The organism is Pseudomonas sp. KH_046_1 (assembly GCF_057839025.1).
Genome location: NZ_CM174481.1, coordinates 4,912,221 through 4,938,037, shown reverse-complemented (window position 1 = coordinate 4,938,037; position 25,817 = coordinate 4,912,221). Strand labels below are relative to the sequence as shown.

18 protein-coding genes and 1 pseudogene are annotated in these 25,817 nt (G+C 55.1%); 10 read left to right on the top strand and 9 right to left on the bottom strand.

The annotated features are described in order from the left end of the window. Positions 1 to 3: 3 nt before the first annotated feature. Together AC3IT9_RS22570 and AC3IT9_RS22565 are read left to right on the top strand one after the other, a co-directional pair. Positions 4 to 3,507, top strand: coding sequence for an alkaline phosphatase family protein (locus tag AC3IT9_RS22570; protein ID WP_489271073.1), 3,504 nt, complete (start codon positions 4 to 6; stop codon positions 3,505 to 3,507). A 63-nt stretch (positions 3,508 to 3,570) separates the two neighbouring features. Then, entirely contained in the window at positions 3,571 to 3,816 is a 246-nt protein-coding gene (locus tag AC3IT9_RS22565) for a type II toxin-antitoxin system Phd/YefM family antitoxin (RefSeq protein ID WP_489271072.1), read from the top strand. Between the two features lie 363 nt (positions 3,817 to 4,179). Here AC3IT9_RS22565 and AC3IT9_RS22560 read toward each other — a convergent pair whose 3' ends face one another. After that, on the bottom strand, positions 4,180 to 4,965 hold the full coding sequence (locus AC3IT9_RS22560; protein WP_489271071.1) for an HNH endonuclease: 786 nt from the start codon (positions 4,963 to 4,965) through the stop codon (positions 4,180 to 4,182). Between AC3IT9_RS22560 and AC3IT9_RS22555 the strand changes: the two genes are divergently transcribed. Next, on the top strand, positions 4,922 to 5,344 hold the full coding sequence (locus AC3IT9_RS22555) for a type II restriction endonuclease (protein WP_489271070.1): 423 nt from the start codon (positions 4,922 to 4,924) through the stop codon (positions 5,342 to 5,344). The two genes, AC3IT9_RS22560 and AC3IT9_RS22555, sit on opposite strands and share 44 nt — an antisense overlap. Positions 5,345 to 5,404: 60 nt before the next feature. Continuing rightward, the gene (locus AC3IT9_RS22550) at positions 5,405 to 6,490 is read left to right on the top strand and encodes a hypothetical protein (RefSeq protein WP_489271069.1); all 1,086 of its coding nucleotides are present in this window, start codon (positions 5,405 to 5,407) and stop codon (positions 6,488 to 6,490) included. A gap of 658 nt (positions 6,491 to 7,148) precedes the next feature. On the opposite strand, the gene AC3IT9_RS22545 is transcribed toward AC3IT9_RS22550, so the two are convergent. From AC3IT9_RS22545 to AC3IT9_RS22530, 4 genes are read right to left on the bottom strand one after another with little or no spacing between them, the layout of a single operon-like run. Next, positions 7,149 to 9,224, bottom strand: coding sequence for an AIPR family protein (locus AC3IT9_RS22545; protein ID WP_489271068.1), 2,076 nt, complete (start codon positions 9,222 to 9,224; stop codon positions 7,149 to 7,151). Beyond that, positions 9,221 to 10,204 (bottom strand): PD-(D/E)XK motif protein, encoded by a 984-nt coding sequence (locus AC3IT9_RS22540; RefSeq protein WP_489271067.1) that lies wholly within the window; start codon positions 10,202 to 10,204, stop codon positions 9,221 to 9,223. The genes AC3IT9_RS22545 and AC3IT9_RS22540 overlap by 4 nt, the downstream gene beginning before the upstream one ends. Continuing rightward, complete coding sequence (locus tag AC3IT9_RS22535; protein ID WP_489271065.1) at positions 10,194 to 12,884, bottom strand: Z1 domain-containing protein; 2,691 nt, start codon at positions 12,882 to 12,884, stop codon at positions 10,194 to 10,196. The genes AC3IT9_RS22540 and AC3IT9_RS22535 overlap by 11 nt, the downstream gene beginning before the upstream one ends. A gap of 3 nt (positions 12,885 to 12,887) precedes the next feature. Then, positions 12,888 to 14,351 (bottom strand): ATP-binding protein, encoded by a 1,464-nt coding sequence (locus AC3IT9_RS22530; protein WP_489271064.1) that lies wholly within the window; start codon positions 14,349 to 14,351, stop codon positions 12,888 to 12,890. A gap of 313 nt (positions 14,352 to 14,664) precedes the next feature. Here AC3IT9_RS22530 and AC3IT9_RS22525 point away from each other — a divergent pair. Next, positions 14,665 to 15,053, top strand: a pseudogene (locus AC3IT9_RS22525) (avidin-fold protein). A gap of 81 nt (positions 15,054 to 15,134) precedes the next feature. Here AC3IT9_RS22525 and AC3IT9_RS22520 read toward each other — a convergent pair. Further along, positions 15,135 to 15,644: a BRO-N domain-containing protein gene (locus tag AC3IT9_RS22520; protein WP_489271063.1), complete on the bottom strand. Its 510-nt coding sequence runs from the start codon at positions 15,642 to 15,644 to the stop codon at positions 15,135 to 15,137. A gap of 575 nt (positions 15,645 to 16,219) precedes the next feature. On the opposite strand from AC3IT9_RS22520, the gene dcm reads away from it, so the two are divergent. The 4 genes from dcm to AC3IT9_RS22500 all read left to right on the top strand — a co-directional run bounded on the left by dcm (position 16,220) and on the right by AC3IT9_RS22500 (position 20,282). Next, positions 16,220 to 17,656 carry a DNA (cytosine-5-)-methyltransferase gene (dcm, locus tag AC3IT9_RS22515; protein ID WP_489271062.1) on the top strand — a complete coding sequence of 479 codons (1,437 nt, stop codon included), beginning with the start codon at positions 16,220 to 16,222 and terminating at the stop codon, positions 17,654 to 17,656. 152 nt (positions 17,657 to 17,808) lie between these two features. Beyond that, positions 17,809 to 18,300 (top strand): very short patch repair endonuclease, encoded by a 492-nt coding sequence (locus AC3IT9_RS22510; protein WP_489271060.1) that lies wholly within the window; start codon positions 17,809 to 17,811, stop codon positions 18,298 to 18,300. Continuing rightward, the gene (locus AC3IT9_RS22505) at positions 18,261 to 19,511 is read left to right on the top strand and encodes a type II restriction endonuclease (protein ID WP_489271059.1); all 1,251 of its coding nucleotides are present in this window, start codon (positions 18,261 to 18,263) and stop codon (positions 19,509 to 19,511) included. Before AC3IT9_RS22510 ends, AC3IT9_RS22505 begins: the two co-directional genes overlap by 40 nt. A gap of 372 nt (positions 19,512 to 19,883) precedes the next feature. Beyond that, positions 19,884 to 20,282 (top strand): hypothetical protein, encoded by a 399-nt coding sequence (locus AC3IT9_RS22500; protein ID WP_489271058.1) that lies wholly within the window; start codon positions 19,884 to 19,886, stop codon positions 20,280 to 20,282. 200 nt (positions 20,283 to 20,482) lie between these two features. Here the strand turns inward: AC3IT9_RS22500 and AC3IT9_RS22495 are convergent, their stop codons facing one another. The 3 genes from AC3IT9_RS22495 to AC3IT9_RS22485 form a co-directional block, all read right to left on the bottom strand. Continuing rightward, positions 20,483 to 21,730: a ribonucleotide-diphosphate reductase subunit beta gene (locus AC3IT9_RS22495; protein ID WP_160389719.1), complete on the bottom strand. Its 1,248-nt coding sequence runs from the start codon at positions 21,728 to 21,730 to the stop codon at positions 20,483 to 20,485. Positions 21,731 to 22,257: 527 nt separating this feature from the next. Further along, complete coding sequence (locus AC3IT9_RS22490) at positions 22,258 to 22,611, bottom strand: hypothetical protein (protein WP_489271056.1); 354 nt, start codon at positions 22,609 to 22,611, stop codon at positions 22,258 to 22,260. Between the two features lie 188 nt (positions 22,612 to 22,799). Continuing rightward, the gene (locus AC3IT9_RS22485) at positions 22,800 to 23,063 is read right to left on the bottom strand and encodes a DUF2790 domain-containing protein (protein WP_353741468.1); all 264 of its coding nucleotides are present in this window, start codon (positions 23,061 to 23,063) and stop codon (positions 22,800 to 22,802) included. Positions 23,064 to 23,527: 464 nt separating this feature from the next. Here AC3IT9_RS22485 and acs point away from each other — a divergent pair, with 464 nt between their 5' ends. Further along, complete coding sequence (acs, locus tag AC3IT9_RS22480) at positions 23,528 to 25,483, top strand: acetate--CoA ligase (RefSeq protein ID WP_090457340.1); 1,956 nt, start codon at positions 23,528 to 23,530, stop codon at positions 25,481 to 25,483. The last annotated feature ends 334 nt before the right edge of the window (positions 25,484 to 25,817 follow it).

Here is a 25,817-nt window from a genome sequence, read left to right as displayed (position 1 = left end):
ACCATGCCGAACAACTGGCCCGCCGGGATTGAGCACGTTGTTGTGTTGATGATGGAAAACCGTTCGTTCGACCATTTGCTGGGGGATTACACAAGCATCAATCCCGCGTGTGACGGTATCAACCGCAAGGCGCCCAGCACCAACCCGCTGAAGCTGGCCAATGGCAATTCGACGGTGATCACCCAGGCCTCGGAGTTCCCGGAGAACTACAGCCTGTGGGCGCCGCCGCCCCCTCTGCCTCCGGCGCTGCCGCCGAGCAACAGCGAGGGTTTCGACCTTGGTCACGAGTTTGTCAACGTAGAGAAACAACTGGGCGTCTCCTTCAAGGCCAGCCCGACCAATCCCACGCTCAACGGTTTTGCCCAAGACGCCTACGACAAGGCCCGCACCGACCTGAAAGTCTACAAAACCTGGTCGCAATCCATGGCCCAACGGGCGATGAACTACATCCCGTTCGGCGCTACGCCAGCGAAGGACACGCTGCCGGCCATCCACGGGCTGGCGCGTAACTTCACCGTGTGCGACCGCTGGTTTTCCTCGGTGCCAGGCCCGACCTGGCCGAACCGTTTTTTTGCCATGCTTGGCAGTTGCAATGGTCATCTGCTGATGCCGTCCACCGGCACGGTGCTGGCCGGCATCAAAAGCCTGATCGCGCAGTTCGGCGGCGAGAGTATTTTTTCACTGCTGCGCAACAACGGCCGTGACGCACGCATTTATTCCGACGGCGCCGTCCCGCTGGCGGCGCTGGTCAAGGGTGGTTTACAGCACCTGAACATCGAGGATTTCAAGTCGGACGTCGCCGGCAACAAACTCCCCGAACTGTCGTGGATCGAGCCGAGCTATGGCCTGCTCAACGGTAAGCTCGGGCCAAACGTGTCCCATCATCCGCCTGAAGACTTGCGCTTTGGCGATCAGTTCGTCGGTGAACTGTTCAATGCCTTGTCGGCCAATACCGCCGTCTGGAACAAAACCTTGTTCGTGCTGCTGTACGACGAACATGGCGGTTTCCATGACCACGTGGTGCCGCCGACTTGCGTGGCGACCGGTTCAACGGTCGATGTGCCCTGGAAAAATCCCTTCACCCGCCTCGGTGTGCGTGTACCGGCGATCCTGGCTTCACCGTGGCTCAAGCCGGGTTTGATCCCCTGGACGGGGGATGTCCAGGCGCAGCACTACGATCACACCAGTTTGCTGGCCTTTCTTTGCGATCACTTCAAATTGCCCCGCAGTGCCCTTGGCCCACGGGTGGTCGTCGCGCAGCATTTCGGCAATGCACCCATCTGGCGCGCTGCACCGAGCGTATCGACTGCGCCAAAACTGGCGGCCACCGTGGTGCCGAGTCGCGCCGGGTTGCCATTGATCGAGTCCGAACTGGCGACCCAAAGTCGACAAGTGGTGGACAGCGCCACCGGTTACCTCGACGGCCTCGATCCCGAGCAGATCTGGAAGAGCAGCGCCCAATGGGTCAGCGGTTTTCTCGGCAACCGCAGCCGTGCCTTGGCCGATCCCGGTCAGGCCGCGCTCACGCCGGCCGCGCCCAGTGCGGACAGCCTGGAGGCGAAACTGCGACGCCTGCAGGATTTGATGGTCGCCGCTCAAGGGCAAACGGCTCCTCCGGTGGCGGCGCCGGCCAGCAAAGCCTTGGTCGAGCCAGGAGCGGAGGTTGCGCCAACGCGGCTGCGCGTCCTGTGCCTGCCCGGTGTGGGATTCAGTCGGGCAGCAGGCGGGCAGGGCGGCATCGATGGGAACTGGCAGGAACAATGGCGCACCTTGATCCGCACTCAATTGGCACAGAACGGTCGCCTCATCGATGACCAGGACATCGACTTTCTGACTTTCGATGACCAGCTCAAGGAGGGGCCTGACTTCGCCCAGATCACCCGAGGCCTGGCGATGCTGAGGGCCGACGCCAGGGGCAAGGCCGATGAGAATTTCGGCAGCTGGGGCCTGCCGGTCAACCAGATGTTGCGCACCACGGTGGGCGCCCTCGTGCAATGGATCGAAGACGCCGATTTGCGCACGCAGTTGACTCAACATCTGCTGGCGAAGATCGACGCATTCAATCCGCAGATCATCTTCGCCCAAGGCTTGGGCAGCCTGATCGGCTACGACGCCCTGCGCCGGTCGGTTGCAAAAAAAGGTTCGGCACTCAAGCGCATCGATGGCCGAGTGTTCGTCAGTTTCGGCTCTCCGATCTCACTGCCGCTGGTGATGCGCGAAGTGTGGGGTGGGCGGGTCCTGCGCCTGAGCGAAAACGGCCGAGGCATCCGCCGCTGGTTCCACCTCCATAACCCCAACGACGGCTTGCTGACCCGGCCAATCACCTCGCCGGACTCCGCGCGAGTCGACCTGCAAACCGAATTCACCTTGCCATTGCGCGATGACCTGCTCGACCTCAATCACGCCGCCCAGGCCTACTTGTCGTCACCCAACAGCCAGACCGGCCTGTGGCCACAATTGGCCCGCGATGTGGTGGCGGCGCGGGCGCTGGAAGTGCCGGCGTTCCTGTCCCGCAGCGGCCAACGCAAACGCCGCGCTCTGGTGGTCGGCATCAACGATTACCTCGACCCGAGCGCACGCCTCGACGGCTGCATCAACGATACCTACCTGATCAGCCGCATGCTCCAGGAAAGCGGCTACGACGCCGGCGACATCCGATTGCTGCACGACGCCCGAGCGACCCGGGCCAACTTCGTCGAGCGCCTCGAATGGCTGGTGGAAGGTGCCCGCGCCGGGGACGAGCGAGTGCTGTTCTACTCCGGCCACGGCACCCAGCTACCGGTCTACAGCAGCAGCGGTGAAGCCGACTGCATGGACGAAACCCTGGTGCTCCACGATTTCGACTGGGACGACGAAAGCACCCACTTCACCGACAAACTCTTCCGCCAGTTCTACAGCCACCTGCCCTTCGACCCGGACGGCCACGGCGCCAAACTCACCGTCATGTTCGACTGCTGCTACGCCGGCGGCATGACCCGCGGCAACGGCCGTGTGCGCGGCATCACCCAACCCAGCGACATCCGCCACCGCATGCTGCGCTGGGACCCCTACGCCGGCGACTGGGACCGCCGTGTCTACGCCGTCGACACCGACCGCCGCGACTTCAGCGAACAAGACAACAAAACCCGCGGCCTCACCCGCACCCGCACCACCCAAGGCGCCGCCACGGGCCTTCGCCCCGAGAAAAAAGCCCAACTGCTGCGTCAAGGCAAACTCTACGGCCACCATGGGCCCTACATGCCTTTGATGCTCTACGCCGCGCGGGAAAACGAAAAGGCCAATGAGTATGAGGTGGGGTCGAACAGCTACGGCGCGTTCACTTATGCCTTGGTTGAGCAACTGCGCAAGTTGCATCAGGAGGATGCGACGTTGGGGTTTGATCAGTTGATTGAGCGGGTGGGGAGTGTGTTGAGTGCGAGGTCGCTTGGGCAGACGCCGGAGATTGTTGGGCCGAGTGGGGTTAGGGCGGCGGTGTGTCCGTGGCGGATTAGTGGGTTGGGGAGGTGAGGGGGCTGGCCTATCGAAAAGCTATGGCTTCGGCTAGTTTGGCTAACTCCATGGAGGTGCCAAATGACTGAGCGGGTAAAAGTAAACATGCGCGAAGCCAAATCACAGCTTTCTCAACTTGCTGAGCGTGCATGGAATGGTGACAAAGTGGTGATTACCAAAAACGGTAAGCCTTACCTGGATCTGCTGCCCCATGTCGATACACCTCGGGCGCGAAGGCCTGGACGGTTGAAGGGGGCCATTCGGATGTCTGCGGATTTCGACAAGACTCTCGATGATCTAATCGATGGATTTGAGGACCGTCTATGAGGTGCTTGCTGAATTGATGTTTCCCAAACCGACGCAGATCCTCTGTGGGAGCGAGCTTGCTCGCGATGGCGTCAGTTCTGCCAACCTCAAATCCAGCTGACGGAATGAAGCCTCGCAATAGGCTGCTATTTCTCCTCCTTCAGCCGTTTCACCTTCGAATACGATTGAAGGGAAAAATTCGGATGTCTGCGGGTTTTGCTAACCCCCAAGAGGACGTCATTGAAGGATTCGAGGCTTAGGCTGCAGACGGGATTATTTATCGATACGGAATACGAGTAGTTACGTTCGGCCACCGAGATTCCAAAACCCACCACCGGTAATTTGTATTGCCGACAACACTCGTTTTTGGCCGAGCCATGAAAGTCACGTTTTAGTAGCTTGCAGCCTGATCCAGGGCACGCAAATAGACTTGATATGCTTTTTCAGCTTCCTGCGTAATGCGACACGATCCTTGCTGTGATGTTGCTGGCGGTGACAATGGGGGCAAAGAGCTGCAACGTTATCGAGGCCGTCCAGGCCTTTTTCGCTCAGAGGGACAATATGGTGCACTTCAAGATAAGAACTTCCGTCGTCTCTCTCGAACAGCTTTGCGATGCAGCCAGGCATTTCACAGGTGTTCTGGGCCCTATGGATGGCTGCCGCAACAACGTAGGGGTTACGTGCAAACTCACTTCTTTTAACGACCATCCTTGCGGGCCTTGCTGTAGCCTTTATGGCTAGCGCCAAGACCATCGAGCGTGGTGATCTGCGAGCGATCTCCTGCGTGACTTCCTCGGTTGTCATTTCTGCGACGGAGTCGAGCTTGATTGCGTAGAGAGTCTGCCCGATGTTGCCGATAAGCACTTCCTCATTCAGCTGTAGCCAAACTCTGATGAGTTCGCGGCCCATTCGTGGTTCCGGATCCCTGTCCGCCTCGGCTGAACGTTTAGCGTAGTAGAAAGAGCTCTTGACGGACTGCTCGTAAGGGTTCAGTGGTGTCACCACTGCGAAGGGCGTGGCCGGCCGCTCCAGCGAGGGAGCAATACCTGCATCCATAATCGCTGCATGCTGTTCCGCCGAAAGGACATAAGCCTGCTTGCTCTTGTCGGTCGGGGCTACGCTCTTGATGCCCCAGTTGTCGAAAATTAGATTCCAGTCGACAGTGGCCATTGCTGCCTCATCCCGGTTTAAAGTAGGTCATAGCGTAAATGGCAATGTGCCACTTGTCTATGCCGACAGCTTATGGCTATTCTCTCGGCTCCTTTCATCAGGCAATAGGACGTTTATTAGCATGGGCCTTCGCCAGCACTTTACAGGCGTTGCGGCCAGGTCTTTGTCGGCAGTTGATGCAACCCCTCGGTCCAATCAGCACGAGATAGGCTCAAACGCCTTCGTGCAGATCTTGGGTAACCCGGGCGGGAGGATGTATCTCTTCACGCTGGAGCCTGCAATCAGCATTCATCAAACCATCGAGATGGAATCCTGTGGGCTTCGGCTGGTCGTGCCTGCGCAGCTCCACAATACATACACCAATGCCCAGAGGTCCTAGCTTGCGGATCTCTGCTCCTATATTGAACTTGTCCAGCGCAAATTTCGTGGAGTGCCTTGAATGATGACGCCGCTTGGAGCGCTGGAGTCGCTTGACCTGACAGACCCCAAGACCTGCTTCGATATTCTCTCCCACGACAAGCATCAGGTTGCCGAAGGCATGGTCGTCGAAAGTCTGTTCGACCAGATAATCGAGCGCATTCCTGCCGCGGTGGGAGGCGAGGAAGTGCACATTCTGGACGTGGATACATTCGTTGTGCGTAATCCGAGGGCGTTCACGCAGGGCTACGCCTTCGTTCTGTCGTGGAAGGGACGGAAGCAGACTGGTCTGAAGCGATATCTGATAGCGCTCGGCAAGGTCTTTACTACCTATCAGGTTGAGTACATAGACGGGGCGGGGTTCAGGGCGAGACTTGTGAGGGAGGGCAGACCTGCAAGCAACTGGGCGGTACTGGAAGTCCTGTTGGGAACGCTGTCGGTCAGAAGCGCCAAGGGCTATACGGTTGACAGTCGGATTCGCAAGCAGGACCGCCAACTGGCCTCCTTCTGGGGCTATCTTCGCGAGACCTACGGCGATCGCTTGGCGGAGAAAGTTGCAGTTCCGCGGCTGCTGGTCAACTGGGGTATACAGCCATGGTTTCGCTCCGTCTGGAATATTGACCGGGTCTTGCTGGTAGGCGAATCGCTCTGGGTGCTGGAAGCAAAGCACAAGTTTCCCTACGAGCATTCGGGAAGATTGCAGTTCGGACTCAACAACGGCGAGGCCTACCTCATTCGGGACTTGGTCAGCTGCGGGATAAACGTCATCCACAGCATCGTGGTGAAGCCATACTGGGACATGAATGTCGGCTCTTCGTACCTGATAAGCAACTACAACGCCAGGCAGAGTGCAATCGTTGTTGGCCGAACGGTAGATAAGGCCGGAATCGAACAAATAATAGGATCTGCAACCGCCAGTTCTCCCGGACATACCACCATAACCGGAGACGGAAAGCTGAACTACAAGCCCCTGACCGCAAGCGATTTCGCCCTGCTGTCGAATCTGGCTGATCCGGACGCAGTCGCTTGTGGCATCGCGCAGCTGCTAGACGGCAGCATGGAACACCAGTGCCGGGACGAGAGTTTGAGGGCTGCTCGCATCGCTTGATCCTTTCGGTGAATACTCATGCCGCAGGGTGCTGCTTTAGAGCGTAACACTGCTCCAAAGGGTCAGAGATTTTCCTCGATTGAGCAATACCATGTTCAGCCTCTAGGTACCCGTAAGCAGTGCATGCCGGTCGGGCGCAGTCAGATCAGTTTACGTTCGGGATCCCGATTCGCAACAGACGCGCTTTGGGACTGGGCATCCGACCGAAAGAGTGGGGTGCCCCAATATCATCGGCGTGAGCTTGCGATCAGGTCTCGGAAGGGGGGGTGGAGCTAGTCTGGGTGAAAAAGGCTAAAGCATTCTCTGCCCTTGGCGCCTGCATTCAGCACTTGTCAACGAAATGCAGGCTCACAGCATTCGCTGTTAGTACTCAGACATCTCCATCGTAGCTACTCGTTATACGGAGAGACTGGCTGGTCGACCTTTCATCTCATAGGTACATTAGTGCATTAATTGTAAGACCTGTCAGGAGTTTTGAAGTTGAAAGCGGGCGCGGTGCTGCCGGAAGGCAATGTGTTCCCTCATTCCACCCGTTCATACCCAACAGTGAGCTTGCGGGAGGGGCGTTAGCAAGCATTGCTGGAGTGAATACGACCATTGTTCAACGAGTGCAGAAGCCCTGCCTCCTGCTCGGCAGGAAACTTTAGCTTTGACTGTCCTACATATCTTCAACTGGCATCCCTTCCTCCGCCATTCGCTTCACAAGCAGCTTAACTGCATTCTTATCCGGCCTCGTCAAGTTGATGTTTCCTGACCCGAGCTTCTGAAGGGCCCTGTCGGCCTTTGGCGACAGAAATCTACGCTGCTCGGCAGTCCGACGGATAATTTCGGCCTTGGGCACGAGCATGTGAAGGAGCAAGTCGAAGTCGATTTCAAGATCGATCCTTGCAGACGACTTCGCTTCCTTTTTCTCTTGCGTCATCTCATTTGCGTCGAGCACCAGATGCTCAGGTACGGCCGGAACGTTGAATTTTGAAGCCTTGATATTTTGCCAGCAAAGTTCCAGTTTGCAGTACTCGCCGACGTCCCGAACATTTGCAGAAGTATTTCTGAAAGCGGCAACGACCTGCGGGGCAAGAGAGGCGATCAGCTCTTGAAGCTCGTCCGGGACGGATTGAGTATTCCAGATTTGCCCCCAGTTTAGGCTTGCCTTCCCTCGGCGATCGATCTCCTCGGCGATCCAGGAAAGTGTATAGGCAACTGTCTGGGATTTGTAGCCGCGGTCATCTTTGTACCAGTCGGAGCCAGCAACATGCTTGTCGGTCCAGCGGAATATCAGCCCCATCGCGCAAGCATTTCTATACCAAACTTCGTTAAATTGGGTAGGCGCGGACTTCCAGTCCTTCGCGGTTTGATCAGCGAAGGCCATGAACGCTTTTTGCGCCCCTCTGGATACAACGTAAGGTTTTCTTTCAAAACTCAGGACATATTTCGCAAGGTCGGTCTTTTCGATAAGTTTATCTCTCGGATACTCCAGCTGATATTTTCTCTTTCCTGCAACGGACGCATACGCCATGCCGTCACGGTACTGCCCGCGCGCGCGCTCATAAAACCATTTGTCGCCCGTCATCGCACCGTTCTGAGGCGGTGCGGTCATTATCCGGGAGTAACGCTCCATTTGCAGATGGAACGGATGGCTCGAGAAGAAGTCTGCCTCTGATATACGATTCTGAGTGTTGGCGTACCGCGAAATTTTTGGTACGACCTGCTCGATATGGGCAGGTGGAACTACTGAGAGTTTCATTTGCACGTGAACACGTTCAAGCGGTGAATTTGCGACATCCTTTGCGTATAGGATAGACGCCGTCGTCTGGCCGCCATTCACGATCTGAAGGTTATGAATAGCTGCAATTCCTAGTTGCCCGTCTTCGAGTGTTTCGAGCGTAACCGCCGATGCGGTCGCGGTTAGGCCGTTGTTGTAAGCAAAGAACATCTCCGGCGTCTTCTTGATCGTTTCCAGAATACCCTTGTTCACCTTCGTCTTAGCCTGGAGATAGGTCCGGACGTTCTGTTCGAGCAGTCGCGCCCCGTATAGACCGTAGATTTCAGCAAGCACTGGGCCAGGAATAGCAAGAAGGTAGGATTGATGTTCCTCGGTGTTTGTCGAGGCCTTGAGACAGGCAACAGGCGCTCCGGCAATGCCTGCGATATTGACTTCGATAGACTCTGGAATTCGAAAGCTTTTCTGGATTTCGAAATAGCGAATCGCGTCAAGGACGCTATAAACAATCGGCACACCGCCTACTTGCTCGCCCAGTTGCGGCGGCCGTTTGGTCGCCAGTCGGGCGTTGGAAAAAAGGATGATGCGAACTCTTTTGATGAGATCGCGTGCTAAGTAGATGGGATAGGCCGCGGCAAACGCTGGGCTTGTTTCTTCAATTGAATTGATAAACACCGATGAGCAGGCATTCTCGAAGAAGGCAGTGGCTTGCTTTAACGCTGAGGTCAGGCGGTCAATATGTAGAGGTTCCAGTTCCGTTCCGTTTCGGAAATCGCAGACGGCGAGATAAAGCGTTCCGCGATCGGTATCCAGCCCGTAGCCGTCGATTCGGTATGGCCGCCGTCCACCTTCTTTGTGACTGTAGGTGTATTCCAAGTCGATGGTGTCACCGTTGTCTGACGCCGCTGCAGCATAGAGCTCGAAAAAGGCCTCTTGCTGGAAGATGCCCCGTGCCTCTGCTTCTAGAAGAATATCCTCTCGTAGGACTTCGAATGTTTGCTGCAACTCGCTCATACTTCGACTCCCTCGAAGGCATCATCATGGCTGATGATGAAGGGAGCGCAGTCGCTCACGCGAATGCTGTAGTTAACCATCTCTACGCCGGGGCGGAGATCACTGCGCTCGATACGAGGAAATTCACTGGACACCTCATAGAAAATGCGATCAACGAGAACCCAGCTTTCCTCGTTATATTCCGGCTGCTCCTGATATCCCGCTTCCAGCAGAGCGATCTCAAAGTGTTCCAGCGCGCCTGTGCCAGCCTCGGCAAAAGCGTCTCGAATCTCCGAAACAAGAGTATTTAGAGTCCGAGCCCCTGGGGCGGCGGATGGCAGTGGGGCGATGCCCTGATTGCAGAGCAGGATGCGTCCCTGAACCGGATCGAGTTGATCTTCGGAAGAAATCCGGATTCGCCGGTCGGCAGTCACCACCTGCGTCTTGACCTCAAAGATGGTGCCGGCGACCACGAAATCCTGCTCATGACCGCTAGGGCCATTCCAGCATTTGATTGCGGCACTCCAGCCGATGCGGTCACCAAGAACATCTCGCAGAAACAGCAGTTCGCCGACCAGGCCAACTCGCTCACCTTTTGACAGTAGGCGGTCGGCCCTATGGCGCAGCATCTCCTGCCAACGGTGGACCTCCTTTATGGCTTGCAGCAGCCCCTTTCCGGACTGTGTCGGTGCAAGCTTGTCGGTCGCAAGCATGAGGCTCTTGCACATAAGGGCGAAGTTTTGGAAATTGGAAGCATCACTCAGGCTCAGCACTAATCTTGAACGCCCAGAGGCCACCGGATGGACCTCGCAGGTCACTGCCGACATCTTCGGCAGATCAAGCATCCCTGGCTCCGCGCACTCGACATCTAGCTGGAAGACAAAACATCCGTGAAAGTCGCGGCCGATCCTGAAATCGAGCGGATGGCTACTGTCAGCAAGTCGAATGTTGTAGAAACCTGGGTCAGTCGGCGCGACGATCGCCTTCCATTCACTCAGCATCCTGGGCCTCCATCATCGCCTCGGAGTCATCGTCTGCTTCTGCGGCAAAGTGCTCAAGTTGCTGCCGATAGACCGCATTTACTTGGTAGGTTCTCTCCTTGGCCGGTTTACCGGTCTCGGGCATGCAGAAGGACAGCGTGACGATGTTATCGTCAAGTTTGAGATCGTCGTCGCACTCGTCTCGATCGTCGCGCAGCTTCGCGCTGAAGACATGCACCAACATCATTGGCCGTTCGCGCACAGAGCAGGCGGCGCGTTCCTTCTTATAAATTTCATCCCGATAGGCTGCATCCGCCGCCGCCTTCTGTATGTCGGACAGGCCGATTTGCGTATCCCCGGGGTCGGCGACACGGTTCTTGCTGCCATATACTCGATAGGTGCCCTTCTGAATTGTTCCTTGATCCCGAGACCTCAGATTGACCTTCTGGCCAGCAAATGGAATAGGGTCGCCCGACTGGCGCATGGGAAGTACCACATCCCATTTTGCGAGTTCATCAGTGACGCGGTCCTGAACATAGTCCCCTAGAAGGGATGTGTCGGAAATCACCGAGAGATCGGGATGATCCACGAACTGGAATTCGCGCATGAGACCGAGTACGTCGCGACCGCCTGCGACCCAGCGAATGTAGCCCTTCTGTATTTCAGCGGGGCTTCCGAGCGCGATGAGAAATTGTTCGACCGCCTTGCGATGTGCCTTTCCGATGACAGGATCGTTTGGGAGCGCGAAACCCTCGATGTGACGCGCGGAATAGTCCTGAGCGATTTTGAGCTTCTCGGCCGTCCGCATCTTGTTTGCCGCAGTTACCCGGATGGCGAGCGGGCTCTGCCGGACTTTGAGGCCGAAATCGCGCGGCGTGCGGCGGGCGGCCTGCATGCGTTTAATCTCGCTTCTCAATTCTTCGGTCGCCTCGTCTACAAATTCGTAATGGTCGAAGGACACCTGCGGCAGATAGAGGCGGCAATATTCCTCATATCCCGGTCGGTAACCGAACCAGCGCGCCATCTGCATAAGGGTGTCGCTCGCAGTAGCGTTCCGCAGGAGATAGGAGACCGTGAGACCTTCGAGCGTTAGGCCGCGTGAAAGCGCCAGCCCGCCGATGGCGATGACATGAAGACCTTCTGATTTACGCAGTGAATAATCGAGCTTGCCACCCCGCATATTGACAGTACGGACTTCGATGGACTGGACACCTTCATTGAGGACTTTAAGCAGATCGGGCCAGTTGAGCTCAGTGTTATCGAACTCGACGGTGAAGCTGTTTTCGAGATCATCCATGATGTCATCGTTGATCTGATCAAGCGGCAGCGATGCATGGACCGAGACCGCGTCCTTGATCTCCGTAAGATATTCGTAAACGAGTCCGAGAATTTTGTCCTGGATGGCATTGAATCGGCTGACGTTGATCATCATCGAACAGTGGGTTTTGCCCTTATCTTGGAATACCCTTATGGCCCTGGTTATGCAAAATACACGGATCGCGTGGCGCAGACTGTCCGGTATGTCGGTAACATTATCTCCGCTTTTGTGTTTCAGCGGCAGCAGCGCTCGATAGTCATCGATGACCTTGACCATGCTCGGGCGTAAGTCACCACCCTCGCGGAAAATTCGATGTGAACCTGCATAATTGGTAGGCGGATCAAGCGCCTTGATAAAGTTTCCGGGAAAAAGGTCATCCGTCTCCATTTCCTCCGTCGTTTCCGGGTCGATGAAAATGTTGGCAAACGGTGTAGCGGTATAACCGATATATGCCGAGCGCGGAAAACGCGACAGAATCTGTCGGATGACGCCGTTGATGGCGGTAGTTCGCTTGGGGTCACTGGCCGTGTTGATAGACGCATTGTCGGCTTCATCGTCGACCAGCAGAAGTGGCAGCTCATAGCCGCCTGTCTCTCCCTGTTTCTCGATCCAGTGTGCGAGACGTTCAAGGATGGATTTGTTTTTTTTGGTTATGAAGATCATCGGCTCTTGATGACCTGAGATGCCGAAATAGATTCCATCCTTACCGCTCGAGAAATCGGCTACCCGAGTTGTGCCGTAGGAGGGGATTCGTCGCGTCGCTGCATAATTCTGGATCGGCAGCGACTGCTGTGCAGCCGCGCCAAACATCGAGACCTTGCCAATAAATGTCTCGTCAATTCGTTCCTGCGTCTGGGCACGCAGCGAGTTGGTGATCCCTGCGAGCAGGATAATGACACGGTAGCCCGCGTCGGCTGCCTTGCAGATCAGAGCAGAGTAGTTGGTAGTCTTGCCCGACTGGACATTTCCCATGACCATGCCGCGAACTGCGCCGTAGAGTTCGTCTTTCGGATTGCCGCATTGGTCGAGAATCTCATCCGTGTCGGAGTCGAGGGTAGCAAGCACGGGCGACGGGAGAATACCCGTCTCGAGATAGTATTTGCGTAGGCGGTTCCAGTAATAGAAATCAAGCTCCGGCCGTATTGTTGCCAGCCAAGGCCGGTGGCCCTTTGTAATAACCGCCCCCCGCTTCTGGGTAACCGTAAAACTCGCTTCCAGTTCGCGGATAACCGCATTGATGGCTGGTTCATCAAGGTTCTTAAACGGCCCATCGCGAACGATTGAAGTGATCGCACCTTCGGGCAATCCTTGTCCTTGGGAAATGTCTTCGCCATATTGCTTGGTGATGATCGAGCGGAAATACGCAAGTTCGCTATCAAACATTTACTACCACCTTTTGTCCTTGAGGTGTTTTACGACGAGGTCGGCTTGACTAGCCCACGGTTCGGTTGATGCAAGAAGTTCACGCAGCGCTTTCATGTCGCCGCCTGAGTGAAGCAGCAGTGAGGGGAGGGCTGTGTCGAGCTTGTCGAGAAATCTGTCCTTGTCTAGTACGCCCTGATTCATCATTTCCGGGCGAGACGAATAATCTTCGCCGATGCTTACAATTGGGAAGCAGTCCTCGATGATTGCGAGCGCTGCTGCAAAGGCTTTGGCTCTGTCTCTATCCTCGTCCTCTAGCATACCGGCGATCAGCGGGTGCTCGCGGTTGACATAATAGCGAACCTCACCGTTTCGCACGTATTTCGCCCAGACCGACGTTTTTCCAGCTCCTTCGCGGATTCGCCCGCCGCGGGACTGAAATACCTTTCCCGATCTGCTCTTGAGTCCGCCGACGATGTCCTTCAAACGGCTCTTGAGCCCCGAGGGAAGCTGTGCGTCTGCCTTGTCGAGCGTGATCTTCCATATCGCATCGAGGGAGTTGGGGATGTTGACGGCGATCCGGACAAGTTGCGACAACTCACCGTGCCTCACCAGTCGAAACCAGGTCCCGTGTATGATGAGCCGGTGCTGCCTATAGACATAGAAGCCTTGATTGCGAACGAAACCTTCTTCACCGCTGAGCTGATCGTGCTCGCCCGCCGTTAACTTCGAATAGTGCGGTAGGATGAAGGCCTGCACCTCAATAGGCTGGCCGCCGAGGTTAAGCGTTTCCTTCGGCTGGGCTTGCGTCGCATCATGGTGGCGCAGGAAAGGATCTGTCGGCTTCAGCGCGCTACCATTGAAACTGATTCTGAGTTTCCGAAGGCCTTCTTCGCCTCCCAGATAGCGATGGAAGATGAGTGACAGCTGCTTTTGGGCATGCGCGACTAGATCATTGAAGCCCTTGCCGCCAACTTGACCATATTCGGACAGGCGATCGCACATGCGCCAGATGATCTCCGTCCCGTCGCGCTCAAGCAGCAGCTGATCGGCCAGAGCTTCGATCTCATCGGGCTCAAAAATCCCCATCTTCCAGTCGGCGATATCATCCAGATTCCAAGACGCCCCGGACAGAACGCCATTCTGTCTCGTGACGACGGTCAAGTGCCTGCATTGTGAAAGTGATGCCGACTTCATGCCCCACCCGAAACGGCCGAGGTCATCAGGAGCCCGTTCCTCATTGGGATTGGTGCTGGCGGGTCTCATCGCCCGATGAAGTTCGACCGCCGTCATTCCGGATCCATCGTCCAGAATCCTGACCTCGGGCCCATCATCCTTCCGGATGCATTTGATATCGATGCTGTGGGCTCTCGCCTTGATGCTATTGTCGAGAAGATCGGCAAGAGCACTCGACAGGTCGTAATTCCCAAAGCTACGCGCCGACATCATCAGCGCAGACGCGTCAGGAGGATTATTTACATGCTTCATATATCCCCCCACTCAATTCGCCACAAGACGCTGGGGAAAAGCCCCTGCTTAAAGATTTTTTGTCTTCGACCAGCCCGAGCGGATCTGAAATTCGGCCGTTGTCGATTGCCCTCGAATGTGGCATCTGCCACTTAGAATCAGACTACTATAGTAGCAAATTGCCTTTTTCGCTGCTCGCAGAGGTCTATATGTGTGGGGGCGAGCCTGCCCGCGATTCCCAAAAAACAACGCAATATCCCAAGCCTGACGCGAGCCTTATGGGTGACAGATGCTTCATCAGTCACACGCAAGTCATTGGAGACCAAAATGGAACATTTCAAATAAAGGAACTGCCCCCCATGCAAAACCCCACTCCCAAATCACCGAACGCCTGAACAACCGCCGCTTCACTGTAGCCGGCAACACCCACGGACTCTCCGGTGTAGGCAGCGTCTTTCACTACAAGGTCGAAGGCAACGCAATTTCAAGCACTTACCAAGGCTGCCGAATCCGCACGGGCCTCCAAGTAGGCCGCGTGACCGGCCCCGATACCATCGAGCTGCTTTTTCACTGCATCACCAACGAGGGTGAGATTCCGGCCGGCTGGTCGCGTGACACGGTGGGGGTTGATGAAGCAGGGCGGACCGACGCTGGTGTGTATGGGATTGGTTGTCGGGTGCGGAGGGTGGTGGGGAGTCGAGTTATGTGGAGGTTTTGGAGTAGCGATTCGGTATTCGCTGATTGGCACAGAAAAATCCGCTGCTTGAAAACTCAAGGAGCGGATCGTTTGATGAATTTGAGCATTCAGAATCCGCGCATCAACCGTGAAGCCTTACGCCACCAGGATTCATGCTGGTTGAAAGGATTCTCCGTCAACACACACGGCATATCCCGCAGTCGAATCCACGGCTCATCCTGCCAATGCAGCATGCAGAGCGACATCTTCGGCCAATCCAGCATGCTCAACAGGGGACGCTCGACCGTCCGTGATGGCCGTGCATCACGAAGCGCGGGCACAACCTGATGCGTCAGCCACTCACGCAGCAATCGATATTCAGGGCTGTAGTGATAAATCAAAAGCGCATACACACCTGACTCGCTCACCATCAAACGCTCTTTAGCGGCGCCATAGAGCTCAACGAGCATCATCAGCCTTTGGTCCGCATCGAGCTTGCGCGTCATGCGCTCATCAAGGTGTTTGCCCATCAGTCGCCCGAGATCATGCGCGCAGAACCAAGCCTGGTTCTCCAAAAGAAGGGCATGCAGGTGGACGTTGTGACGAATGAAGAGGGTGGGTTTGAGTGATTCAGGCATGACGGGCCTCCTGGAACGGAAGCGTGTGGTTGGATCTGTGGGTACGGCGATGCACCTTCGTCGTGAAGGTAAGATAGTCAGGCATTTCCATTACCTCTGGCTGCTTTCTTAGGGCATTCGTTAAGGGTGTCGGGAGCTAAGAAACCCACCAGAGACGGGCCGGACATATTCCCCTTTCGGGTCTTGTATTCGCCCACTCCCGACATAACGGGGATTTTCTCGCAGGCGTAGAGAAACCGCAGACGAAAAAAAGCCGCATGACTGTCGGGTGCGGAGGACCGCTCTGGTTGTAGAGTTTCTTAGGCTCGGAGTCGAGGGTAGGTGGATCAGGGTTAACCGTCAACCAGCGACTTTTCCTTCCCTCCAGGAAACAAAACGAAATCTGGACAACGGCATAGAGTAAATTATGCTGTGTTTATATCCAGTATCTGGTCGCCGTTAATTTTTACCTTGGCCCGAGTCCGTGTTGCTAAGCCTGATGTCACGGATCCCAAGAAACTTCATTTACTTTGAGGTTTACTGGGCTAGAATGGTGACCATTCGTCACAGCTTTGACCCAGAGGAATTTCGGGCTCATGAATCTTTTTGAAACACCATCTTTTGAATCCTTGAGCGAAACGACTTCGGACACCCATGAACCGGATACCCACCCTGTGACTGATCTTGCACTGCTTCACAAGCTGCTGGAGATCTACGATCAGGGGCAGCTCGCTGAAATTCTCAACGATGTCAGCCCTTCTCAGTGGTGTCGTGAAACCATCAATCGTTGGGTTAAAGGCAAGGCTTCCCCAAAGCTTTCCCACATTGAATTCACCCGCCTGGAAGCTTTGTTGCCCAAGCGCTTGAACCACAAACCGTCCTTCACCTTCATCGATCTTTTCGCCGGTATCGGTGGGATCAGAAAAGGTTTTGAAGCCATCGGGGGAGAGTGCCTGTTCACATCCGAATGGAACAAGTACGCCGTTAAAACCTACAAGGCTAACCACTTCTGTGATCCGGTTCGCCATCGCTTCAATTTGGATATTCGCTCGGTCACGCTTTCAGACATACCCGAAATCAGTGACGAAGATGCTTATCAGAACATTCGTCGCGAAATTCCTGATCATGATGTCCTGTTGGCAGGTTTTCCGTGTCAGCCATTTTCCCTGGCAGGCGTATCCAAGAAAAACTCCTTGGGGCGCAAGCACGGTTTCGAATGTGAGACTCAAGGCACCCTGTTTTTCGACGTGGCACGGATTATCGCTGCGAAACGGCCAGCCGCATTCCTGCTTGAAAACGTGAAGAACCTGAAAAGCCACGATAAAGGGAATACGTTCCGGATCATTTGCGAAGCGCTGGATGAGTTGGGCTATGAGGTTGCAGATGTAAATGCGCCGAAGGGCTCAGACCCCAAGGTCATCGATGCTAAGCACTTTGTGCCCCAGCATCGTGAGCGAATCGTGCTGGTAGGGTTCCGTCGTGACCTCAATGTTCACCAAGGTTTCACACTGCGTGACATCAGCAAACTGATACCCAAGCAGCGACCTAGCTTTGGTGATCTGCTTGATAAAGAAGTGGACGATAAATACATCCTCACGCCGAAGCTTTGGGACTATCTCTACCGGTATGCCGAGAAGCACCGCGAGAAGGGCAATGGCTTTGGTTTTGGTCTGACTCGTCCAAACGATGTGGCTCGTACGCTTTCCGCCAGATATCACAAGGATGGTTCGGAAATCCTCGTTGATCGCGGGTTTGTGGATAGCTTGGACTTCAATAGTGAACTGAATCAGCTCAATCGTCCGCGCCGGTTGACTCCGCATGAATGCTCACGGCTGATGGGGTTCGACAAGCCGGGGGAGAGCAAATTTGTGATTCCTGTATCCGATACCCAAGCGTATCGTCAGTTTGGTAACTCAGTGGCCGTTCCGGTATTTGAAGCTGTGGCTCGGTTGATGAAGGATCGAATTTTGGCTGCGAAAGAAAAAACTGCAGACGAAGAAAGACCGCAGTTGGAGTTTGCCCTTCCTGAGTGAAGAAATGCATTTCTGCAGTAAGTCTGGAGTGTTAGTGCTCTAGTGCGTCGACACCATTTCTGAATGCATCAGATAGCTCAAAGCGAACCTTGAGTATGCGGACTCCAAAGGTATACAAAGGAGTTGAGCTATCGATTGCATGGAGGTGAAATTTGGTCGATGTCGTGGATGTCGCAACACGCTCCCGAATGATGTCTGGCATTCAGGGTAAAAATACCAATCCAGAGATTTCGATCCGAAAAGCTTTGCATGCGCGCGGGTTTCGCTACCGCTTACATGTCAAACATCTCCCTGGTAAACCTGATTTGGTCTTACCAAAATACAAGGCAGTAGTGTTTGTACACGGCTGCTTTTGGCATGGACACACCTGTCGATACTTCAAAATCCCCCAGACACGACCTGATTTTTGGCTAGAGAAAATAGGTAAAAATCAGATCAGGGATAGATCTCAGGAGGCCTCGCTGCTGGAACAAGGGTGGAGGGTGCTTGTCGTTTGGGAGTGTGCGGTAAGGTCAATGAAACGAGAGAAATCCCTTTTATTGATTGACCTCATAGCGGAGTGGCTGATAAACGGTAATGAACATTTACAGATAGACGAAAACGCATGTTCAGCGACCGCATCAGTGATTACTTCGAAGGTGTAGCTGCCAAATATTTGAGCGCAGTGGATGCAGATCCCGGTCGTTCTCATCAACACGAAATAGGCGGCCTTCCTGCAGCAGGATTCAAGCAGTACCTAGGTACTCCTGCGAAGAATGAGGAGTATCGATTCAAGGCCAAGCAAATTTATTTCACGGATGAATCAGTTGCACCCGATATCAGCGAAGGGATGGTCACTTGGTACGACTGTCGGCGAAAGCAGCCTCATCGAAGCGCTGAGTTTCGTCTCTATTACAATACGAATGCAGTAACCGAGTTGCTCGAAGAGGGGGATTTCCTTCTGGTAGCGAAGATGCGCGACGGTTCATTGCTGATGATATTCACACCAGCAGGTAGCACGGTTGAGAGCCAATTGCGGCTTCTGTTTGGTCTGGATCACGTAGGCGAAAGCTTCACCTCAGGAACGCTGGATTCTGTGCAGTTGCTTTTACCGTTACGGTTAATGCTGGAAGACTTGGGGATTGAAGTAAGTCCAATTGAAACGGGTGATAATGTTTGGCTTGAACAACTCGTTCATTTGTTTGGAGGAAAAGCTTTTCCAACGACATCAGCATTCTCGGTTTATGCGAGAAAATCTATTGAGGAAATGGTCGATCCTCTACATTGTCCCGATCAGACCATCCTTGACTGGATGGAGCATGAAGAAAAGCTTTTTCGTATTTACGAGCGGCATTTGGTTCAGCAGCGACTTCGCACCGGGTTTGGCGAGGAGGGTGATGATGTAGATGAGTTCATCAGTTTCTCTTTGAGCGTGCAAAATCGTCGGAAATCCAGGGTGGGACACGCATTTGAAGGTCATCTGGATGAAATTTTCCGATTGCACGGTCTGCGATTTCAACAGGGGCGAGGTAAAGGTTTAACAACTGAAAATAACTCAAGGCCTGATTTCATATTTCCGGGCTTTGCTGAGTACCGCGACTCTGACTTTCCAACAGAGAAGTTATTTATGCTAGGGGCGAAGACGACGTGTAAGGATCGTTGGCGTCAGGTTTTAAGCGAGGCTCACAGAATTGCTGAAAAACACTTGGTTACGATGGAAGCCGCTATTAGTGAAAGTCAGACCATAGAAATGCAATCTCATGGCTTGCAGCTTGTAGTGCCCAAAAAAATACAAGCGACATATTCTGGTTCACAAAGAGATTGGTTAATGGAGCTTGAGAGTTTTATTGCTCTTATGAAAGGTCATAATTTCTGATTGGCTGTATTTTGGCCTTCGTTAATCTCAAGAAGGCCAAGGCCTATCTTTAGTGAGCGAAACAAGGGAGCACTAGAGTCTCGCACCGACACCGCACTGAGCACTCATGCTTCTAAAGCGCGCAATAAAATCGCGGGTATCACCTACCCGCATTTGGTCGAAAATATCTGCCGTAAGACGGCGCTCGACGCAAATAGATGTATTTTTATCCAGTAACTGGGATATTTAACAGTAACTTCAGGTAATACATGGCCGCCGGAGTTGAAAAGCATCAAGCAGGTCTCCATATTGGTGTTGGCCCAGGCCCGTGAGGCGTTCTCTGCACGAGGCTTCTGGAATTTATAGCGGTCGCGGCTAACGAAGGAAAGAGGAATGTCTTCTAGACCTGTTGTCCTTAAACCAGCATGTATCAAAACGCTTTCAGCGGTGGAAGCTCACCCCGAGCGCTCGCACCAGCATGAATTCAATGGGGTAGTAGAGTTAGAAAAGGTGTTCGGTGAAGACCGAGCAGAGTTCCAAGCCTTTTTCTCTGTACGAGGGGAGGACGCAAGCTATCGGGCAGGAGTTACTTGGTACGACTCCAGAGAAAGGCATCCCACCCGCTCAGAACACAGGCTCTATTTTCAGGGCAACCCAGTGATGGACCAAGCGCAGGAAGGAGACAACATTCTGATTGGATTTGATGCTCAGAATCAGCTGCATTGCATTCTCATTCCTTCCACTGCGGGTGGTGATTACCGTCGCTACGCCGGTTGGACCCCTGTCCAGTAAAAGAGAAATTCTATCCGCCAGTGGCATTTGCCGCTGGTAGATTGAATCATCAGAGATTTAATAGATGTATTTAAAAAAGAGTCGAAGGGGGCGAATTAGCTTTTTTTCCCAATAAAAAGCCCTGAACAAGTCAGGGCTTTTTGATTTTTCCAATCTGCCGATTCAGATCATGACCGGCAAATCGTGGCTAGTTCCGGGAATCAATCCCAGCTCAAAGCCCCACCAGTCTGATACTCAATAACCCGAGTCTCAAAGAAGTTCTTCTCTTTCTTCAAGTCCATGATCTCGCTCATCCAAGGGAACGGGTTAGTCGTCCCTGGATACTCTTCTTTAAGACCGATCTGCGACAGGCGACGGTTAGCGATGAACTTCAGGTAGTCCTCCATCATCGCCGCGTTCATGCCCAACACGCCGCGAGGCATGGTGTCACGCGCGTATTCGATCTCCAGCTGAGTGCCTTGCAGAATCATCTGCGAAGCTTCTTCCTTCATCTCGGCATCCCACAAATGCGGGTTTTCGATTTTGATCTGGTTGATCACGTCGATGCCGAAGTTCAGGTGCATGGATTCGTCGCGCAGGATGTACTGGAACTGCTCGGCGACGCCGGTCATTTTGTTGCGGCGGCCCATGGAGAGGATCTGGGTGAAGCCGCAGTAGAAGAAGATGCCTTCCAGGACGCAGTAGTAGGCGATCAGGTTGCGCAGTAGTTCTTTGTCGGTTTCGACGGTGCCGGTTTCGAACTTCGGATCGGAGATCGAGCGGGTGTATTTCAGGCCCCAGGTGGCTTTTTTCGCGACCGACGGGATCTCGTGGTACATGTTGAAGATTTCGCCTTCATCCATGGCCAGCGATTCGATGCAGTACTGGTAGGCGTGGGTGTGGATCGCCTCTTCGAAGGCTTGGCGCAGGATGTACTGGCGGCATTCCGGGTTGGTGATCAGGCGGTACACGGCCAGGACCAGGTTGTTGGCAACCAGGGAGTCGGCGGTGGAGAAGAAGCCGAGGTTGCGCATCACGATGCGGCGCTCGTCGTCGGTCAGGCCTTCCGGGTCTTTCCAGAGGGCGATGTCGGCGGTCATGTTGACTTCTTGCGGCATCCAGTGGTTTGCGCAGCCGTCCAGGTACTTCTGCCAGGCCCAGTCGTACTTGAAGGGTACGAGTTGGTTGAGGTCGGCGCGGCAGTTGATCATGCGCTTTTCGTCAACGGCGACACGGGCGGAGGCGCCTTCGAGTTCGGCGAGGCCTTCGGCGACGTCGAGGGAGTCCAGGGCGGCTTTGGCGCGGGCAACGGCGGCGGAGTCAGCGGCGGTCACGGCACGGGCTTCCAGGGCGGCGGCACCGCCGGCGCTGTCGAGACGGTCCATGTTGGCTTCGGTGGCGTGGCCAGCGTTGGCGCTCTTGACTGCTACTTCCGTGTCTTCTTTGTCGAATTCGTCCCAGCTCAGCATGACGTGTCGTCTCCTGCGTGAGGGCCAGTGTGCCCGTGTGAAAATGGATAGGTCAGTTTTTCACACGGCCTTACTGGCCGCGTTGGATCTAAAGGAATCGTTTTTTGCAGCAGCTATACGCAGGCATCAAACAGAATTTTGTACGGGGTTCCGAGAGCCACTGATGGGCGCAGCAAGCGTTGATCGCTTGTGCGGGGCTTCAGACTGGCTTTTCGTTCCTGTAAGGGAATATTGCAGTCCCGTTTAAGGCCGCATTATAGGGAAGTTTTGCGTGCTGTGGGGCGGCGAAATGGCTCACGGATCGGTCGACGGGGGCCGTTTTTCGGTCGGAGTGAGGGTTTATAGGGCTTTGAACGATGTTGGCGGGGAAAGATTTTTTTTCTTAATTTTTTGACCCGGATTATTTTTGCTCAAGAAATAACCAAAAAAGGCTTTTTTCACTACATCTTGTGTTTCGGTGGGGTTTTCTCAGGCTCCAGACACAACTAAGCCCGACCGAAGTCGGGCTGTGAAGTCACGCTGGTGGATCAGCTCAGGCGAGCGGCACCGACGTGATCAGCGCCATCGGCGGCGAGGCGGGCGGCGCCGGTGTGGTCAGCGCCGTCGGAGGCCAGTTTGCCTGCGCCAATGTGGTCTGCACCATCGGCAGCGAGGCGGGCAGCGCCAGTGTGGTCAGCGCCGTCGGAGGCTAGCTTGCTTGCGCCAACGTGATCAGCACCATCGGCGGCGAAGGACGCCGAACCGGTGTGGTCGTAACCGTCGGAAGCGACAGCCGCTTCGCTGGTGTAAACGGCAGAGCCGGTGCGGTCGTAACCATCGGCGGCGAAGGTGTTGGCAGCCAGGACGGAGAGGGTCAGGGCGAGGATCAGTTGGGTTTTCATGGTCGTTGCTCCAGTTTCGTAAGCGTTGTTTGTCTTGGGTTGCAGTTGATACTACGCCGACTATTTCGATTAAAAAGCGCAAATAAATGCTTAAAGCAATCGACTTAATCGATCATTAAGGTTCGGCGCTTCATCTGCCTGATCGCGGCGGGTGGGTCGAACCTTATGGGGGAGGGTGAAGCGGGAGATCAGCCGTTGGAGCAGCCATTGCCCATCATGCTGTAGCGCAGGATATGTCGTTGGCCGTGGGAATCTTCGTATTCCATTTTCATCGGCACAACTTCACACACGTTCGGGGCTTCGCTCATGGAGATCACTTTGGCGATGTCCAGGTGGGTGGAGTAGGTGTATTCCTCGATGGGCGGTTTTTGCTGGGCAACATCAGTCGGGACCTCGTTTGCCATGGCGGTTGCGCACAGACTGCTGAGGGCCAGAACTAATAAAGCTTTCATTTCGGATTTACCTTTTAGAGGTCGAAAGGGGGCACGCAATCCTTTTGAGATTGCGTGTGGAACTTCAGTACCAGGGGGGTTGATTAACTGCCTTCGTGGGGGCTGCAACTGGGTTAATCAGGTTGCCTTGTTGGCGTGGCTGATTTTAGGTGGACGCGCCTCGTCCATATAGCCGTGGTTTTGATAAACACTTTTGACAGATCCTGTAACAATCCCCGAATAACGTTGTAGGAGCGAGCTTGCTCGCGATGAGCCGGAGAGCACTGCGGGGTGTCAGGTTGGGCGCGTTATCGTTGGCGACCATCGCGAGCGGGCTCGCTCCTACAGGTGTCGTGCGATGTTTAGTAGGGGGTTTTCACGACAATTTGTAGGGGCTTGTTACTACCATCGTCGAATGGTTCTATAGGCCCGGCCCCGCTAAAACGTGGTCATACAAAAACAACTATTCCACCGAGGTAAGAAAGATGAGTGCGGCTTCCCTGTATCCCGTTCGTCCCGAGGTTCTGGCTAACACGCTGACCGACGAGGCGACCTACAAGGCCATGTACCAGCAGTCGGTCGTCAACCCGGACGGCTTCTGGCGCGAGCAAGCCAAGCGCCTCGACTGGATCAAGCCTTTCACCACGGTGAAGCAGACTTCTTTCGACGATCACCATGTCGACATCAAATGGTTCGCCGATGGCACCCTGAACGTTTCCTACAACTGCCTCGACCGTCATCTGGCCGAGCGCGGCGATCAGGTCGCGATCATCTGGGAAGGGGATGACCCTGCCGAAAGCCGCAACATCACTTACCGCGAACTGCACGAGCAAGTGTGCAAGTTCGCCAACGCCCTGCGTGGCCAGGATGTGCACCGCGGCGACGTGGTGACTATCTATATGCCGATGATCCCCGAAGCCGTGGTCGCCATGCTGGCCTGTACCCGGATCGGCGCGATTCACTCGGTGGTGTTCGGCGGGTTCTCGCCGGAAGCCTTGGCCGGTCGCATCATCGACTGCAAATCCAAGGTGGTGATCACCGCTGACGAAGGTATTCGTGCCGGCAAGAAGATCCCGCTCAAGGCCAACGTCGACGACGCGCTGACCAACCCGGAAACCAGCAGCATCCAGAAAGTCATCGTGTGCAAGCGCACTGGTGGCGATATTAAGTGGAACCAGCATCGCGACATCTGGTTCGAGGACCTGATGAAAGTGGCCGGCACCGTTTGCGCGCCGAAAGAGATGGGCGCCGAAGAAGCGCTGTTCATCCTTTATACCTCTGGCTCCACCGGCAAGCCGAAGGGCGTGCAGCACACCACCGGCGGTTACCTGCTGTATGCAGCCATGACCCACGAGCGCGTGTTCGACTACCGTCCGGGTGAAATCTACTGGTGCACCGCCGACGTCGGCTGGGTCACCGGCCACAGTTACATCGTCTACGGCCCGCTGGCCAACGGCGCGACCACGCTGCTGTTCGAAGGCGTGCCGAACTACCCGGACATCACCCGGGTGGCGAAGATCGTCGACAAGCACAAGGTCAACATCCTCTACACCGCACCGACTGCGATCCGCGCCATGATGGCCTCGGGCACCGCCGCCGTTGAAGGTGCTGATGGCAGCAGCCTGCGTCTGTTGGGTTCGGTGGGTGAGCCGATCAACCCGGAAGCCTGGGACTGGTACTACAAGAATGTCGGCAAGTCCCGTTGCCCGATCGTCGACACCTGGTGGCAGACCGAAACCGGCGGCAACATGATGAGCCCGCTACCGGGTGCTCATGCGCTCAAGCCAGGCTCTGCGGCGCGTCCGTTCTTCGGCGTGGTGCCGGCACTGGTGGACAACCTGGGCAACATCGTCGAAGGCGAGGCCGAGGGTAACCTGGTGATTCTCGACTCGTGGCCAGGTCAGGCGCGTACGCTGTTTGGCGACCATGACCGCTTCGTCGATACCTACTTCAAGACCTTCCGTGGCATGTACTTCACCGGTGACGGCGCTCGTCGCGATGCCGATGGTTACTACTGGATCACCGGTCGCGTGGACGACGTGCTCAACGTGTCCGGCCACCGCATGGGCACCGCCGAGATCGAAAGCGCGATGGTCGCGCACCCGAAAGTCGCCGAAGCGGCGGTGGTTGGTGTGCCGCACGACATCAAGGGGCAGGGCATCTATGTCTATGTCACCCTTAAAAACGGTGAAGAGCCGAACGAGCAACTGCGCCTGGAGCTGAAAAACTGGGTGCGCAAGGAGATCGGTCCGATTGCCTCGCCGGATGTCATCCAGTGGGCGCCGGGGCTGCCGAAGACTCGCTCGGGCAAGATCATGCGCCGGATTCTGCGCAAGATTGCTACGGCTGAGTACGATGGGTTGGGCGATATTTCCACCCTGGCTGATCCGAGTGTGGTGCAGCATTTGATTGATACGCACAAGACGATGAATGTCGCGTAAGCGGCGGTTGTGAGTCACTGAAAGCCCTGTCAGGTGTTGAGCCTGGCAGGGCTTTTTTTTGCCTGAGGTTTTTGTGTTGGCTGGGCTGGCCTCTTCGCGGGCAAGCCCGCTCCCACAGGGATTTTCGGTGTATATGCGATCTGAACCACACCGCAAAACCTGTGGGAGCGGGCTTGCTCGCGAATGCGATCTGCCATGCGTCGAAGCAACATCTACCAATAAATATCGGTTTCCTCTGTCGGCATTTTCCTACTGTTACCTGCGTTCTTTCAGGTTACTGAATGTGTAACCGCATCGCTTCAACACGGGGTATTGGGAAACGCCAAGCCCCACA